13 protein-coding genes are annotated in these 17,165 nt (G+C 40.0%); 11 read left to right on the plus strand and 2 right to left on the minus strand.

What is annotated here, in order from left to right; genetic code table 11:
* Positions 1-5 precede the first annotated feature (5 nt).
* The 3 genes from BLP54_RS01130 to gltA all read left to right on the plus strand — a co-directional run bounded on the left by BLP54_RS01130 (position 6) and on the right by gltA (position 3,347).
* Positions 6-962 (plus strand): TIGR03943 family putative permease subunit, encoded by a 957-nt coding sequence (locus BLP54_RS01130; RefSeq protein WP_090165942.1) that lies wholly within the window; start codon positions 6-8, stop codon positions 960-962.
* Between the two features lie 106 nt (positions 963-1,068).
* Entirely contained in the window at positions 1,069-1,959 is an 891-nt protein-coding gene (locus BLP54_RS01135) for a sulfide/dihydroorotate dehydrogenase-like FAD/NAD-binding protein (RefSeq protein WP_090165944.1), read from the plus strand.
* Positions 1,959-3,347 (plus strand): NADPH-dependent glutamate synthase, encoded by a 1,389-nt coding sequence (gltA, locus tag BLP54_RS01140; RefSeq protein WP_090165946.1) that lies wholly within the window; start codon positions 1,959-1,961, stop codon positions 3,345-3,347. Before BLP54_RS01135 ends, gltA begins: the two co-directional genes overlap by 1 nt.
* A 728-nt stretch (positions 3,348-4,075) precedes the next feature.
* Here the strand turns inward: gltA and BLP54_RS16195 are convergent.
* Complete coding sequence (locus tag BLP54_RS16195) at positions 4,076-4,207, minus strand: hypothetical protein (RefSeq protein WP_255405296.1); 132 nt, start codon at positions 4,205-4,207, stop codon at positions 4,076-4,078.
* Between the two features lie 202 nt (positions 4,208-4,409).
* Between BLP54_RS16195 and BLP54_RS01145 the strand changes: the two genes are divergently transcribed.
* Genes BLP54_RS01145 through BLP54_RS01165 form a run of 5 tightly spaced genes read left to right on the plus strand, consistent with a single transcriptional unit; the run spans position 4,410 to position 12,717 of the window.
* Positions 4,410-4,970: a TetR/AcrR family transcriptional regulator gene (locus tag BLP54_RS01145; RefSeq protein WP_090165948.1), complete on the plus strand. Its 561-nt coding sequence runs from the start codon at positions 4,410-4,412 to the stop codon at positions 4,968-4,970.
* The gene (locus BLP54_RS01150; RefSeq protein WP_090165950.1) at positions 4,971-7,430 is read left to right on the plus strand and encodes a glycoside hydrolase family 2 protein; all 2,460 of its coding nucleotides are present in this window, start codon (positions 4,971-4,973) and stop codon (positions 7,428-7,430) included.
* Positions 7,431-7,454: 24 nt separating this feature from the next.
* Complete coding sequence (locus BLP54_RS01155; protein WP_090165952.1) at positions 7,455-8,927, plus strand: DUF6937 domain-containing protein; 1,473 nt, start codon at positions 7,455-7,457, stop codon at positions 8,925-8,927.
* Positions 8,928-8,938: 11 nt separating this feature from the next.
* Complete coding sequence (locus tag BLP54_RS01160) at positions 8,939-10,354, plus strand: glycoside-pentoside-hexuronide (GPH):cation symporter (RefSeq protein WP_090166740.1); 1,416 nt, start codon at positions 8,939-8,941, stop codon at positions 10,352-10,354.
* 26 nt (positions 10,355-10,380) lie between these two features.
* A complete protein-coding gene (locus tag BLP54_RS01165) occupies positions 10,381-12,717 on the plus strand; it encodes an alpha-galactosidase (protein ID WP_090165954.1) in 2,337 nt (778 codons plus the stop codon).
* Positions 12,718-12,751: 34 nt separating this feature from the next.
* Here BLP54_RS01165 and BLP54_RS01170 read toward each other — a convergent pair whose 3' ends face one another.
* Positions 12,752-14,029 carry a chloride channel protein gene (locus tag BLP54_RS01170; RefSeq protein ID WP_090165956.1) on the minus strand — a complete coding sequence of 426 codons (1,278 nt, stop codon included), beginning with the start codon at positions 14,027-14,029 and terminating at the stop codon, positions 12,752-12,754.
* A 75-nt stretch (positions 14,030-14,104) separates the two neighbouring features.
* Here BLP54_RS01170 and BLP54_RS01175 point away from each other — a divergent pair, with 75 nt between their 5' ends.
* The 3 genes from BLP54_RS01175 to BLP54_RS01185 all read left to right on the plus strand — a co-directional run bounded on the left by BLP54_RS01175 (position 14,105) and on the right by BLP54_RS01185 (position 17,164).
* The gene (locus BLP54_RS01175; protein ID WP_090165958.1) at positions 14,105-15,031 is read left to right on the plus strand and encodes a diacylglycerol/lipid kinase family protein; all 927 of its coding nucleotides are present in this window, start codon (positions 14,105-14,107) and stop codon (positions 15,029-15,031) included.
* Positions 15,032-15,170: 139 nt separating this feature from the next.
* A complete protein-coding gene (locus BLP54_RS01180) occupies positions 15,171-16,283 on the plus strand; it encodes a DUF5692 family protein (protein ID WP_090165960.1) in 1,113 nt (370 codons plus the stop codon).
* A gap of 119 nt (positions 16,284-16,402) precedes the next feature.
* On the plus strand, positions 16,403-17,164 hold the full coding sequence (locus BLP54_RS01185) for an MBL fold metallo-hydrolase (protein ID WP_090165963.1): 762 nt from the start codon (positions 16,403-16,405) through the stop codon (positions 17,162-17,164).
* Position 17,165: the final 1 nt, after the last annotated feature.

A 17,165-nucleotide genomic window follows, 5' to 3' on the forward strand; every position in this document is an offset into this window, starting at 1 on the left:
TTAGAATGGCTAGAGATATACCAGTTTATGTTTTTACTGGATTCATGGATAGTGGAAAAACTACTCTTATCCAGGAGACATTGTTTGAAAATGACTTCGCTCAGGGCGGCGAAGATAAAATTCTCATCCTTTCTTGTGAGGATGGAGATGTTGAGTACGACATTGAAAAGCTTAAGACAATAAATGCAAAAGTAGCTACTATTGATTCTGAGGATGAGTTCAATCTTGAGAATCTCACACGTATCTCTAAGGAGTACGACCCTGATGTTATCTTCCTTGAGTACAATGGTACCTGGGGTGTAGATAAGATTTATGATGAGCCGCTTCCAGAAGGATGGGTGCCAGCACAGAGTCTTGCTACGGTAGATGCTACTACTTTTGAAAACTACCTTAATAATATGCGTACTATGATGATGGAACAGCTTTTTAAGGCAGAAGTAGTTATCTTCAATCGTTGTACAGAGGCTACACCAAAGTCTAAGTTTAGAGGTCAGATAAAATCTATGAACCGACCAGCTCAGATTGTTTATGAGCGTGCAGATGGTTCTATTGATGATACTCCTGAGGAGCTTCCATTTGATTTAGATGCTGATGTAATCGATATTACAGATGCTGATTATGCACTTTGGTTTATGGATTGTATGGAAACACCTAAGAAGTACGATGGAAAGACAGTTCATTTTAGAGGTCTTGTTTATAATCCAAATGATAAGAAGCTTCGCAGAGATGTGTTTATTCCAGGTCGTTTCGCAATGACTTGCTGTGTTGAGGATATTCAGTTCCTTGGTATGAAGTGTAAATGGGATAATGCAGCATCTCTTGGCCATAGAAGCTGGATTGATATTACAGCTACTATTAAGGTTGAGTTCGCAAAGGAATACAAGGGTAAGGGTCCGGTTCTCTATCCTGTATCTGTAGAGCCAGCTGAGAAGCCAGAAGATGAGCTTGTATACTTTAGTTAAAAGACTTCCCCGAAAGGGGAAGCTTTTTGTTGCTTTAACACTTTACAAAACTAAAGAAATAAGATAAATTATTAGAAATTGGTAAAAAAGGGAAGGAGTCTTGTTTATGTATCCAATCGTAAAGAAGGAAAAGCTTTCTGATAAGATTTTCCTTATGGTGGTTAAGGCACCACGAGTTGCTGACGGTTGCTTACCAGGTCAGTTTATTATCGTAAAGATTGATGAGGAGGGTGAGCGTATTCCTCTTACAATTTGCGACTATGATAGAGCAGAGGGCACTATTACAATAGTATTCCAGACAGTTGGAGCTTCTACAGAGCGTATGGCACTTCTTAATGAGGGAGATGCTTTCGCTGATTTTGTAGGCCCACTTGGACAGCCTTCAGAGCTTTGCCTTGAGGAAGATTTAGAAGAGACAAAAAAGAAGAGCATCGTCTTCATCGCAGGTGGTGTTGGTACAGCTCCAGTATATCCACAGGTTAAGTGGCTTAAGGAGCATGGTGTAAAGACTACAGTTATTATTGGTGCACGTTCTAAGGATATCCTTTTCTATGAGGATGAGATGCGTGAAGTAGCTGATGAACTTTACCTTGCAACAGATGACGGTAGCTACGGTTTCCATGGAAATGGTTGTCAGCAGCTTCAGGCACTTGTAGATTCTGGCAAGAAATATGACCACTGCGTAGCAATCGGTCCTATGATTATGATGAAATTTGTATGTCTCCTTACAAAGGAGCTTGGCATTCCTACAGTAGTTTCTATGAACCCAATTATGGTTGATGGAACAGGTATGTGTGGAGCTTGCCGTCTTGTAGTTGGTGATGAAGTTAAGTTTGCTTGCGTAGATGGACCAGAGTTTGATGGTCACCTTGTAGACTTTGATCAGGCTATGGCCAGAGCAAAGCAGTACAAGACAGAAGAAGGTAGAGCACTTCTTAAGCAGCAGGAAGGCGATACACACCACGGCGGATGTGGAAATTGTGGAGGTGACAAGTAATGGGAGACGTTTTAGTTAGAGTACCTATTTCAGAGCAGGACCCTAAGGTTCGTGCTACAAACTTCGAAGAGGTTTGTCTTGGATATACAGAGGAAGAGGCAGTAGAAGAGGCAGGACGTTGCCTTAACTGTAAGAAGCCTATGTGTGTAGGCGGCTGCCCAGTTTCTATTAATATTCCTGCTTTTATCGAGCAGGTTAAGGAGCGCAACTTCGAGAGAGCATACGAGATTATCTCTGAGTCATCAGCTCTTCCAGCAGTTTGCGGTCGTGTATGCCCACAGGAGTCACAGTGCGAAGGCAAGTGTATCCGTGGTATCAAGGGTGAGGCAGTAGCTATCGGTAAGCTTGAGCGTTTCGTTGCTGACTGGGCTCGAGAAAATGGAATTAAGCCAAAGAACACGTCTACTCCAAACGGACACAAGGTAGCTGTTATCGGTTCAGGCCCTTCAGGTCTTACAGCAGCTGGCGACCTTGCAAAGCTTGGTTATGATGTTACTGTATTTGAGGCTCTTCACGAGATGGGTGGAGTACTTGTTTATGGTATTCCAGAGTTCCGTCTTCCAAAGGACAAGGTAGTTAAGGCTGAAGTTGAGAACGTAAAGGCTCTCGGCGTTAAGTTCGAAAAGAACGTAATCATCGGTCGTTCAATCACAATCGATGAGCTTATGGAAAAGGAAGGCTTTGAGGCTGTATTCATTGGCTCAGGTGCTGGACTTCCAATGTTTATGCATATCCCTGGTGAGCAGGCTAACGGAGTATTCTCAGCAAATGAGTACCTTACACGTAATAACCTTATGAAGGCTTTCAAGGAAGGTTATGATACACCAATCGCTCGCGGCAAGAAGGTCGTAGTAGTTGGTGGTGGTAACGTAGCTATGGATGCTGCTCGTACAGCCCTTCGTCTTGGCGCTGAGGTTCACGTTGTATACCGTCGTTCTGAGGCAGAGCTTCCAGCAAGAGCAGAGGAAGTACATCACGCTAAGGAAGAGGGCGTTATCTTTGATCTTCTTCAGAATCCAGTTGAAATCCTTGTTAATGAGGAAGGTAGCGTTCGTGGATGCAAGATTATCAAGATGGAGCTTGGCGAGCCAGATGCTTCAGGTCGTCGTCGTCCAGTAGAGATTCCAGGTTCAGAGTACGAAATCGAGTGTGACACAGTTATCATGTCACTTGGTACATCTCCAAACCCACTTATCTCTAGCACAACAGTTGGTCTTGATACAAACAAGAAGGGTTGCCTCATCGCTACAGAGCAGGGTGCAACTACAAAAGATGCCGTATTCGCAGGTGGTGATGCCGTAACAGGTGCCGCTACTGTAATCCTCGCCATGGGCGCAGGCAAGACAGCAGCCGCAGCTATCGACGAGTACTTCAAGTCTAAGAACTAAACTAATATCAAATATATGGCGGTCTCTGGAAAATCTCCGGAGGCCGCTTTTTTTAATTCTTTCCCCAGCCACACTCTAATTAATTATTCAATAGACTCTAGGAGGGCCACACTCCCCACCACCAACTACGCAATCACAGAATTATGATTTTCTAAATACTGCGTTTCGCTTTTTTATTAATTGGTGTCTTTTCAATTCTTTGCACTTCTGCCAAGAATGTGTGCTTAACACAGACATGAAATATAATTTAAGAATTATTCTCCAAAATTTTTGTTGAAGGTTGCTGGATATTTGGAGTGAGCTTAGTAGAACTAAAAGAGATATTTGAATTGTAAGGGCAGCTGCCGCTAGGACGGCGGCAGCAGTGGTCACTTGAAACAGGACGTTGAATGTGCCACGGTGCCCTTACAAACAAATATCTCTTTTTAAGTTCTACTTAGCAAACGGAATATGAAAGCAACCTCAACAAACAACTTTGGAGAATACTTATAGATAAAACATGTCTGTGGAAAGCACAGCATTCTCTTCGAAGTGCAAAACCAATGAAAAGACACCAATAAAAGCTCAACCAGCAGTATTAAGAAAATCTATAATTCTGCTCAAATGCTTTAGTTGGTGGTGGGGAGTGTGGGCCTCCTAGAGTCTATAGTTAAAGTAGAGGAAGAGTGTGACTGGGAGAGGATACAAAAAAGCGGCCACCATAAAAGGTGACCGCCATATATTTGATATTAGTCTTCGTACTGACCAAATGCATACTTGAAGAAAGATACTGGCTCCTTGCCCTCGTTTCTCTTATTTTTGCAATATTTTTCATAATCTGAATAAATTGTGTACATCTGGAATGATACTTCTTCGAACATTCTTATTTCCTCCTATAAACTCTCTTTTTCTTAATCAACAGGGACATGATAAACCTATGGTTGTGCTTTGTCAACAAAAACATTGTTAATATATTGTGAAAAATGGACAAACCTATTTCTATTGAGTTAGTTTCCATTAGTGTGGTATTATTTAGTTAAGGAAACTCAATATACAAATTATAGTTTTTGGGAGTAAAATTATATGAATCAACGAATTTTAGAAGGTGCCTTAAACGTTTTTAAGGAGAAGGGTCCTAAGTTCACAATGGATGATCTCGCTTCAGAAATGAAGATGAGTAAGAAAACTATTTACACAGTTTTCAATGATAAAAATGAATTGATGTGTGAAATGGTAGATTACGCATTTAACATTATCAAGGAAGAAGAGGATAAGGTTTATAACAACGCAAAGCTTTCTACAGTAGAAAAGCTTCGTGGCATCCTTGTTGTATTACCAGAGAATAGTTATGGTTTTGATTATGCTGCTATGCAGCAAATGGCTGAAAAATATCCTATGGCTCACGAGAAGATGAATAATCGACTTGAGAGTGGCTGGGAGAAGACTTTCGACTTACTTACTAAGGGTATGGAAGAAGGAAAAATCAGACCAATAAATCTTGAAATTTTTAAGCTTATTTATGGTTCCAGTGTTGAGAGATTGTTAATGGGGGATTTCCTTAAGCAGAGCAAAATGGATTACCCAACTGCTTTAAAGGAAGTTGTAGATGTACTTATTGATGGAATTCTTATAAAGGAAAAGTAAATGGCACAAAGAATTTATTTAGATAGAAAATGGCGATTCAACGAAAACTTTTCTGAGGATATGATTAATGAGCCGATGGAAAATAGCACTTTAGTCAATATCCCACATACGGTAAAGGTCACTCCATTGTCATATTTTGATGAGAGTATTTACCAGATGGTCAGTGGATATCAGAAAAGCATTTTCGCACCTGCTCAGTGGGAAAATCAATTTGTTTCCTTGGTGTTTGAAGGAGTAGGACACGCCTGTGATGTGTACGTTAATGGAACACATTTAAAGCATCACGATTGTGGTTATACAGCATTTTCTGTTGATATCACAAAGGTTTTAAAGCTGGGAGAGGAAAACCTCATCACAGTTAAGGTTGATTCCAGAGAGACACTTAATCAGCCTCCTTTCGGTTATGTAATAGATTATATGACCTACGGTGGTATCTATAGAGATGTTTATTTTGAAGTAAAAGAAAAGGTTCACTTTGAAGATCTTATAGTTCAGCCAGCTTTATTAGAACGTGTTTCTACTAGCAAGCGCTCAGCTAAGCAGATAAAGATGATGAACGTTCAGGGAATCATTAAAACAGAGTGCTTTTTCAGAAAGAATATAAATAAGCTTGCTAATGATGAAAGAGTATTCATCAAACAGTATCTTGATGATGAGCTTCTTTTTTCTCAGCCAGTAGGAGGTCTTGAGGAGAGAAACGGTGGCTATTATCTCAGCCTTACCAGTGCTCCATCTACAGTAAAGCTTTGGGATATTGAAAGCCCATATTTATATACTTTGAAGACACAGCTTGTTCTTGATGACAATGTGGTTGATGAAGTCAAAGAGACAATCGGTTTTAGAAGTTCAGAGTTCAGAAAGAACGGCTATTACCTCAATGGTCGTAAGATAAAGCTTAGAGGATTAAACAGACATCAGTCATATCCATACGTTGGGTATGCTATGCCAGAATCAATGCAGAGACTTGATGCCAAAATCTTAAAAGAAGAGTTGGCTTTGAATGCAGTAAGAACTTCTCATTATCCACAGTCACATTACTTCCTTGATGAGTGTGACAGACTTGGACTTTTAGTGTTTACAGAGATTCCAGGCTGGCAGCACATCGGTGACAAGGAATGGCAGGATATTGCAGTAGAAAATACAAAGGATATGGTTCGTCAGTATCGAAATCATCCTTCAATAATTCTCTGGGGTGTACGAATTAATGAGTCACCAGATAATGATGAGTTTTACGAGCGAACAAATGCAGCTGCTCACGAGCTTGATCCAACAAGACCTACAGGCGGCGTAAGATGCATTGCCAAGAGTAATCTTCTTGAAGATGTTTATACATATAATGATTTCTCGTTCTCAGGAAAAAATAAGGGTTGTGCTAAGAAGAAAGACATAACCTCAAATGAGGAAAAGTCTTATCTGATTAGTGAGTACAATGGTCACATGTTCCCAACAAAGCCTTTTGACTGGGAAGAGCATAGACAGGAGCACGCTATAAGACATGCCACAGTTGTGGATGCGGTGGCGGGAGAGCCTGATATTGCTGGAGCCTTTGGATGGTGTATGTTTGATTACAACACTCATAAGGACTTCGGCTCAGGGGACAGAATCTGCTACCACGGTGTTATGGATATGTTCAGAAATCCTAAGCTTGCAGCGTCAGTATATGCAGCTTTTTCAGAGACAGAGACAGTACTTGATGTTACAACAAGCTTTGATATTGGTGAGCATCCAGCATGTAATAGAGGAAAATCCTATATCATCAGCAATGCAGATTCAGTGAAGATGTATAAGAACGATGTTCTTATAAAGGAATACTTCCCTGAGGACAGCAAATTCGAAAACATCAAGCATGGTCCGATTTTGATAGATGATTTTGTTGGTGATGCCATCGAACAGGATGGAGAATTTTCAAAGGGACAGGCTAAGCTTATTAAGAAGATTCTTAACGAGGTTACCTTAAAGGGATTCAGACCAACACCTACCTTGGTATTAAATGCAGCCAGACTTGTATTATTCCATGGCGTCAGCCCTAAAAAGGCAGTTCCAATTTACAACAAGTTTATTGGTGACTGGGGTGGAGAATCTCGAGAGTATAAATTTGAAGCTATAAAGGATGGTCAGGTTGTTAAGACAGTTGTTAAAGCAGCGGTTACAAAGGCTCACATTGAAGCGAAAGCCAGCCATACACTTTTGACAGAGCTTCATACCTATGATGTGGCAAATATTCGTATAAAAATAGTAGACCAGAATGATAATCAATTGTTCTATTTTGCTCAGCCACTGAGCTTTGAAATTGAAGGTCCATTTGAAATAGTTGGACCAGACACAGTAGCCCCAATGGGAGGCTGTACGGGAGTATATATAAAATCCATTGGAGAGGACGGCGATGGTAAGCTCACTATTAAGTGCGATGGCTTAGAGCCAGTTACCATTGGTCTTTCGGTGGAGTGTTTAACTAAATAATTAAAGGGGTAAGAGGAATAAGTAATGCAAGACAAGAGTAAAGTTATTTTTGGAAATGTCATCGCTGACAAAGATTACAACAAGGCTTGTAAATCTAAAGCGAAGTATGCCAAGAAATTTGGGGATGATTCAAACGTTGATTACAACATTGTTCTTGAGAAGAATTCACACATCGGCGATTCCCTTGGTGTCTATGACGTTCTCCTTAAGGAAGGACAGTCAAAGGAAGAGTTTGATACAGAGAAGGGTATCATTGTAGGAAATATAAGAATGGGCTTTGGTCATTATCGTATTTCAATGGCTATGGCTTCAGCTGCAAAAGCACTTGGCTACACACCATACTGGATGGATTTAAATGGCTACCCACAGACAACCTGTACAAAGGTAATTAGCCATCAGAATGATTTGTATTCTAAGGGATCACGTATGTCAAAGAATAAGCTTTTTAATAAGTTTATCTGGGAACCAGCAAATTACGAATGGTTTAGAAAGCTTTCTTATAATTCTTCAGACCAGAAGAATGCAGAGCTTATGGCACCAGTCTTCAAGAATGTGCCAAAGGAGATTCCAGTTATCGGTACACATGTATGGCCAGCACAGGCTGCTATCCATGCAGGAATGAAAAACGTTGTAAATGCAATTCCTGATAACTGGCCAATGGCTCTTCATTTTGCTGAAGGCAGTGTTCATACAATCCAGTGCAAGAACGCGTACATGGGTTATCGCATTTGTAACGGAATGGCTCCAAACAATGCAGTTTGTAACCCAATGCCAAATGATGATTTGGTTTACACAGGTCATTATATTGATCACGAGCTTGTTAGCAATATCGAAGCTGATTGTGATGCAAGAATGGCTAGAAAGCGTGATGGTAAGGCTATGCGTTTTCTTCTTACAATCGGTGGTGCTGGTGCACAGAAGGAGATTTTCGCAGCAATTATCAAATACCTTCTTCCTGCAATTCAGAAAAACAAGGCTATGCTTTATGTAAACGTTGGTGATTACAAGAACGTTTGGGATGATCTCCTTGCAGAGATTCCTGAAATGAAGGCTGTAGCAACAGAGCATTTCAATGAGTTCGAGGCTACAACAAAGTTTGCTGAGGATGCTATCACAGGAGATGTTACGGGTATCCACGGATTCTATCATGAGAATATTTTTGAGGCTGTTTACTGCACAAACCTTCTTATGAGAAGCTGTGATGTTCTTGTTACAAAGCCATCAGAGCTTGCATTCTATCCAATTCCAAAGCTTTTCATTAAGAGAGTAGGAAAGCATGAGATGTGGGGCGCTATTCACTCTGCAGAAATGGGAGATGGTACTTTAGAGTGTAGAGATATTCCACATACAATCCAGATGATTGATATGTTTATGAAGGATGACAGACTTCTTTCAGATATGTGCGAAAGCATTAAGGTTAATAAGACAATTGGTCTCTATGACGGAGCTTACAAAGTTGTAGAGCTTGCTATGGGACTTAAAGGGGGAAATAAATAATGGATAACAAAATGAAATTATCAGGAGCTGCAAAGGCTTCCTACGGATTAGGTGCAGTAGGAAAGGATATGGTATATATGCTTTCCGCATCTTATGTACTTTACTATTTTCAGGATATTTTAGGCGTTAGCGCTGCAGCAATGGGCGTTATTCTCATGGTTGCTCGTGTGTTTGATGCGTTTAATGATCCTATCATGGGCGCCATTGTTGCAAAGACTAAGACAAAGTGGGGTAAGTTTAGACCTTGGCTTCTCATCGGTACACTTACTAACGCAGTTGTTCTTGCTCTTATGTTTTCAGCTCCACCATCAATTAATGGAAAAGGCCTTGTGGCTTACGCAGCTGTAACATACATCCTTTGGGGTGTTACTTATACAATGATGGATATTCCTTACTGGTCAATGATTCCTGCTTTCACAGAAGGTGGTAAGGAGAGAGAGGGACTTACAACACTTGCTCGTTCTTGTGCTGGCGTTGGTTCTGCTATTATCACAATCATCACTGTTATGTCAGTATCTGCTCTTGGTCATTTGTTTGGTGGCGCAGGCATCACAGACAGAGAAGTTGAAAGAGTTGGTTTTTCATACTTCTCAATTGCAATCGCTGTTCTTTTCGTATTATTTACAGTAATCTGCTGCATTTTCGTTAAGGAAAAATCTACAGTAGATATGAAGACAGCATCTATTGGTGAGATGTTCAAGGCACTCATCCAGAACGATCAGGCTATGGCAGTAGTTGTAGCAATCGTAATTGTAAACTGTTCAATCTACATTACATCAAACCTTGTAATCTACTTCTTTAAGTATGATTTTGGTGGCACTGGCTGGAGAGGAGATTATACATTATTCTCTACTTTTGGTGGTGGTATTCAGATTCTTGCAATGATGCTTTTATACCCAGTCCTTAGAAAGTTCTTTACTTCTATCAAGATTTACTTTATAAGCATGGGAATGGCTATTGTAGGATATATTTCACTTTTACTTCTTGCATCAACATCAATGAGCAATGTTTATTTATTGTTTATTCCAGCATTCTTTATCTTTTCTGCAAACGGAATGCTTTCGGTTATTACAACAGTATTCCTTGCTAACACTGTTGACTATGGCGAGTTAAAGAATAATCGTAGAGATGAGTCTGTTATTTTCTCTATGCAGACCTTTGTTGTAAAGCTTGCTTCTGGTATTTCAGCTTTGATTGCAGCTATTGCACTTCAGGTGCTTGCTCTTTCTAATGATACTGCTGAGACAGCTACAGAAATCGATTATTCAATGGGAGTAGAAGCTTCTCAGAAGATGGGACTTAGAATGACTATGACAATTATTCCAATTATTGGTCTCGTTTTTGCAATTATTTGGTTTAAAAAGAAGTATATACTTACTGATGAGAAGATAGAGGAAATTGCAGAGGAGTTAAAGACTCGCAATTAATTATTATGTAATGAGGAGAATTAAAAATGATTAAAGCTGATGGTAAGGTATTTGTTTTAAATACTAACAATACTACATATGCTTTTCGTGTATTGGAGACAGGTCAGCTGGAACATTTGTATTACGGAAGGCTCATCCATGAGGATGAGCCATCTGTGCTTAAAGAAAAGCGTGCATTTGCTCCAGGTAACACTGTTACATATAATGCTGAGCATCCTGAACTTTCATTGGAGGATGTAAGACTTGAGACTTCGGCTCTTGGTAAGGGCGATTTTAGAGAGCCTATGGTTGAGGTTGTCTGTGCAGACGGCAGCAGCTCTCTTGATTTTGTTTATGACAGCTACCAGGTGCTCAACTGCAAGCCAGAGCTTAAGGATTTACCTAGCTCTTATGACGAGGACAACGATGCCAAGACTCTTGAGGTTACCTTAAAGGATAAGAATCATGGATTTACATTGGTTCTTTCATATTCTGTTTTTGAGGAGTGTGATGTAATTACTCGTACTGCCAGATTTATCAATAGCTCTGAGGATTCTGTTAAGCTCACACGTATGCTTTCAATGATTCTTGATTATGATACTGCTGGTATGAAGGTTACTTCTTTCCACGGTTCATGGACAAGAGAGATGAACAAGGCTGACATGATTCTTACTGCAGGTAAGCTTGTTAATTCATCTTTCACAGGTACGAGCTCAAATCGTTGCAATCCATTCTTTATGATTTCTGAGGCTGAGGCAACAGAGACTGACGGAGAGGTTTGGGGCTTCAACCTTGTATATTCAGGAAATCATTATTCTGCAAGTGAGGTTTCACCATGGGGAAAGACCAGAGTTGCCTATGGTATTAATCCACAGAACTTTACATGGACTCTTGAGGCAGGAGAGGAATTCCAGGCTCCAGAAGCAGTACTTACTTATTCAGGTACAGGCTATCGCAAGATGAGCCATAATATGCATGATTTTGTTAGAGAGCATATTACAAGAGGTGAGTGGAAGGATAAGGAAAGACCTATCCTTATCAATAGCTGGGAGGCTTCATATTTTGATTTCACAGAAAAGAGTCTTCTTAAGCTTGCAAAGACTGCTAAGGATACAGGCGTAGAATTATTCGTTATGGATGACGGATGGTTTGGCGACAGAAATGACGATAAGAGAGCTCTTGGAGATTGGGATATTGTTAACAAGAAAAAGCTTCCAGGTGGGCTTGAGGGCTTATCAAAGAAGGTTAATGACCTTGGTCTTATGTTTGGTCTTTGGGTAGAACCAGAGATGATTAATGTAGACAGCGAGCTCTATCGTAAGCACCCTGAATGGGCTATTGATATTCCAGGAATGGAGCATGCAGAGGGACGTAATCAGCGCTTACTTGATCTTTGTAATCCAGAAGTTGTTGACTACATGATTGACAGAATGAGTGAGGTGTTCTCTACACCAGGCCTTTCATATATTAAGTGGGATATGAATCGCAACTTCTCAGATTATTATTCAAAGTACCTTCCAGCTGAAAAGCAGCAGGAGGTTAGCCACAGATATGTTCTCGGCTTCTACAGATTACTAAGAACACTTGCAGAGCGCTTCCCAGAAATCCTTATGGAAGGCTGTGCATCTGGCGGAAATAGATTTGATCTTGGTGCACTTTGCTATTACCCACAGATTTGGGCAAGTGATAATACTGACGCAGTTAGCCGCCTCGTTATTCAGAATGGCTATTCTTATGGCTATCCACAGAGCACCTACACAGCTCATGTTTCTGCATGTCCAAACCATCAGACTCTTCGTGTTACACCTATTGAGAGTCGCTTTGCCGTGGCAAGCTTTGGTGTACTTGGTTACGAGCTTAATCTTAACGATTCCAAGGCTGAGGATATTGCATCAGTAAAGGCTCAGATTGAGCTTTATAAGCAGTATAGAAGAACACTTCAGTTTGGAGATTTCTATCGCTTAAAGGATGGAAATATCTACGAGTGGAGTATTGTAGATAAGAGCAAGAGCACTGCTATCACAATGGTAATGCAGCGTGAGATTAAGGCAGGAGAGCAGTACCTTAGAATTGATCAGGCAGGACTTGATCCTGAAGCTAAGTATCATTTCTTTGGACGTAAGCTTGAATATGACCTTAAGGGATTTGGAGATTTAGTTAATACAGTAGCTCCTGTTCATATCAAACAGGATGGAATTCTTCATAACGTAATTGCGAAGTTCGTGAAGATGCCAGGAGAATCAGAGGATTTCGTGGCCAGTGGTGATACACTTAACAATGCAGGTGTAAAGCTTGCTCAGTCCTTTGTAGGAACAGGATATAACGAACAGGTTCGTTACTTCCCAGACTTTGGAGCACGTTTATATTTCGCAGAGAAAGAATAAAAATTAAGACCAGCGATTTGCTGGTCTTAATTTTTTATTGTACTTTTTTATCGATATAGTTACTTTTGTATTTACTGTAAACAATCTTTTGTGCCTTATAAAGTCCAGTATAGCCTGATACCCAGTAAGCGAAGGCTACCGCTAAAAGGAAGTAAGGCATTGGCTCATATCCGAATAACTCAAAGCAGATTAGCAAGCTTGATATTGGACAATTGGTAACGCCACAGAAGAGAGCGCCCATACCTACAGCTGCCATAAGTGGTGCTGGAAGACCAAGGAGTGGTCCTACGGCAGCTCCTAAAGTAGCACCTATAAATAATGTTGGAACGATTTCACCGCCTTTGTAGCCACAGGATAATGTGAGGGTGGTGAAAACTATCTTTAATAAGAATACCTGTAATCCAATTGCTGCACCTGTAAAGCAAGAAGCAATGATTGCAGAACCAGTACTGTTATAATTTTGATTTCCAACTAAAAGTGTAAGTATAAGAACAGAGGTACCACCTACAACTGCTTTTATATATGGGTTAGTGACCTTCCCTGAAAGGAACTCTTCATATTTATGTAAGCATGTGCAAAACAAAATAGAAACGAAACCGCAAATTACTGCGAAAATACATATTAAAACTGCGTTCTTGATTCCAAAAGAAGGAATGTCGGGAATTAGATATTCTTCAGCACCTAATCCCATTTTATTTGCGACAGCTCTTGCTACAAGTGAAGAGATAACACATGGCACCAAAGCAGCATAGTGCATTATTCCAACGGAAATAACTTCCATAGAGAAAATTGCTGCAGCCATTGGTGTTCCAAACAAAGCAGAAAAGGCTGCGCTCATGCCACACATAATCATTGTCTTTTTATCTGTAGAATTAAGTCTGAAGGCACGTCCAATTCCATTTCCAATAGCTCCTCCCATTTGAAGAGCAGCACCTTCTCGGCCAGCAGAACCACCAATTAAATGTGTAATACATGTAGCTACAAAAATAAGTGGTGCTAATCTAAAAGGAAGCTTTTTATCGGATTGAATAGCTGCAATAACAGTGTTAGTACCGCTGTCATTTTCCTTTAGGATTGTTTTATACATAAAGGTAATAAAAACAGCGCCTACAGGTAGAAGATATATAATCCAAGGGTTGGCTTCTCTTGTTTGAATAACAAATCTCATGGAAAGACCAAAGGCTGATGCAAAGGCACCAACAAATAGTCCTACAAGAACAGAAGCTACTGTCCAGGATACAACAGACAGAGCTCGCTGGCTGTTGTGATCTATTTTGCGATAGGCTTTTTTCTTAAATTCGTCGTTAATCATGTGGATTCACCTTTCTTTTTTATCGATAGTTTATATGCTATCATTATTACATATTATAGAAAAGGTATTTTTATTATGAAGAACTATTTTATTGTAAACAAAGCCTCAAGAACTGGCAAAGCAGCTGAAACCTGGAATCGAATTGAAGAGTATCTGAAAAATAATAAGGTGGAATATCAGGTGCACTTTACTGAAGGAGCTGGAGATGCTACAGAATTTGCTAAAGCTGCCACCAGTACTGGAGAACAAGTTGGTCTTTTTGTTATGGGAGGAGATGGCACCTTAAACGAAGCCCTAAACGGAATAACAGACTTCGTAAATACGATATATACTCCTTTACCATCTGGTTCTGCAAACGATTTTGTCAGTGGGATAGGTCTGCAGGGAGATGCTGTGGAAATATTGGATAGAGCTTTGAAAACTGAAGAATACAAAACCTATGATATAGGTAAGGTTATTTATGATGGAGGAGAGCGACTCTTTGAAGTTAGTGCAGGAATAGGTGTAGATGCATACGTATGTCTTCAGGCTCTTGATAGTAAGCTTAAAAAATTCCTTAATAGATTTGGCTTGGGGCAGGCTACCTATGGTCTTCTTACAGTGGGAGATATTTTTACAATGCCTTTTGCTGATTCAGAAATTACCCTATGGTATAAGGGAGAGATGAAAGAGAGCAAGGTAAAGGGAACTATATTTGCAGCTGCTATGAATTGTAAGGCAGAAGGCGGTGGTATTCCTATGGTTCCATTTGCAAAGCCTGATTCAGGATATCTTACAGCATTTCATGCCCATGATATTAGCAGACTGAAATGTTTGTGCCTTTTGCCATACTTGGTTGCCGGAAAACATGGAGGTAAATCGGGTTTCGAGTTCTTAAATTTTGATAAAATGAAAATCAAAATGGATACCCCAATGTGTGTTCATGCAGATGGGGAACACCTTGGATTTTTTGAGGAAATTTGCTTCGAATGTTTGCCACAGGCCCTTAAAATACGAGGTTGATGCATGTACAATTTATTAAAAAAGTATTAAATAATCCACAGCTGTCGCATTGTTATTTTTGTAGTATAAGGTTATAATATGTAATGGAGTAACGGGGAATCGTTTCTCGTATATTTAAATAATTAAGGAGGATGGAAATATGCTTTTCCAAATTACTAATCTTTGGCAGATCCTTGGCTGGTGCTTAGTATTTGCTGGATTAATTATTATGAATGAGCTTGGACGTCGCACTAAGGTCGGCGGTATGATTATCTTCGTAATCATCCCAGCTATTCTTACTGTTTACTTTATTCTTGCACATGTTGGTATGTTCGGTGGTTCTGCTAATCCAACAGTAGCTTACATGGATGGTTGGTTCCACTACTTTAAACTTTATGCTGCAGACATCGGATGTGTCGGCTTCATGATGATCAAGTACAAGTGGGGCATTGGTAAGGAAAAATGGTTCGCTTGGTGGCCATGGTTCATCGTTGCAGCAAACATCATGATTGCTAACGTATCAGATATGGAGTCAGCTCTTGCTGCTTATCAGATTTCTGGTACACTTTCTGGTGCTTGGTGGGCTTCAAACGAAGGTGTATTCATCTACGGTGGATGGTGGAACGTTGTTAACGCTATCGCTGGTATGATCAACATCTTCTGTATGACAGGTTGTGTAAAGCTTTACACATCAAACGACAAGAACCAGTCAGATATGATTTGGCCAGATATGACAGTTTGGTTCATTATTGCATATGATGTATGGAACTTCGAGTACACATACTTAAATCTTCCTACACATACATGGTACTGTGGTGTTGCACTTCTTCTTGCTCCTACATTTGCTAACGCACTTTGGAACAAGGGTGCTTGGATCCAGAACCGTGCTAATACACTTGCAATTTGGTGCATGTGGGCACAGGTAGTACCTCTCTTCCAGTTAAAGGGTACATTTGCAGCTGTTCTTCCTCGTGTATACGGTGGCGCTACAGAGGCTGGTATCACAACAATGGATCTTTACGAGCAGGCTATCGCTCTTTACAATGCAGGCCAGGGCAAGACAGCAGCAGCTGGTGAGGCTATTGCAGCAATGGGTATCACAGCAGATCCTACAATGCAGGGCTTTGTAGCAATGGCAGCTTTAGCAGCTAACGTAATTTGTATTGCAGTTATCATTAGAAACTCTATCAGACTTGGACACAATCCATATTCTGCTCCAGTATTCGAAGGTACAAAGGATTACGAAGAAGCTATGGCTCGTGCAGCTAAGTAATTAGTTATACAGATTATTTTAAGTCCGGACAGTTTATCTGTCCGGGCTTTTTTGCTATAATTATCTTTAATTGGGGAGTTTTGTTAATAAGAAATTGTAATTAAAGAAGGGCCTGAATAATGACTAAGGTTTATTACTTGATGCATAGCTCTTTTTTGGTGGAGCTGGATGATAGATACTTGTTGTTTGATTATTTTAATAAAGAAGTTTGTGCGGAAGTTGTAGAATATCATGGTTCTTTGCCGGAGCTTTCTCCAGAGAAGGCCTTGTATGTGTTTGCAAGTCACAGCCACAAGGATCATTGGTGGTTGGAAAATCTTAGACTTGCAGAGGGAAGAAATAATGTTAAATTTATTCTTTCAAAAGATATTCGACTTGGTAGAAATTACTTGATTCGAAATGGTTATGATTTATCTATAAAAGATAAGATAACCTTTGTAGCACCACTTAAAAAATATCGTATAGACGATATGACAATTGAAACTCTTCGTTCTACGGATGCAGGAGTGGCCTTTGTAATCAATGTAAATGGCATGAATATTTATCATGCTGGTGATTTGAATTGGTGGAATGCAGAAGGACGAGGGGAGCTTTACGGTGAGGTTTATGGCAGAGAATATAAGCGCGCCTTAAAGCCAATTGCAAATCGACATTTTGATTTAGCTTTTGTAGTGCTTGATTCCAGAATGGGAGAGGATGGCTATTTCCTTGGAATGGAGCATTTTGTAAAGAATATTGAATGCGATTATATTTTCCCTATGCATATGTGGGGTGAATATAAATGGATTGAAAGATTTAAGGGAAGGCCGGGAATGGCGAACCTTAAAGATCGGATAATAGATATTGATCAAGAAAATATGATTTTTGAAATAGAGGACTAGA

The sequence above is a fragment of the Pseudobutyrivibrio sp. 49 genome (assembly GCF_900100545.1).
In the GTDB taxonomy this organism is placed as follows: domain Bacteria; phylum Bacillota; class Clostridia; order Lachnospirales; family Lachnospiraceae; genus Pseudobutyrivibrio.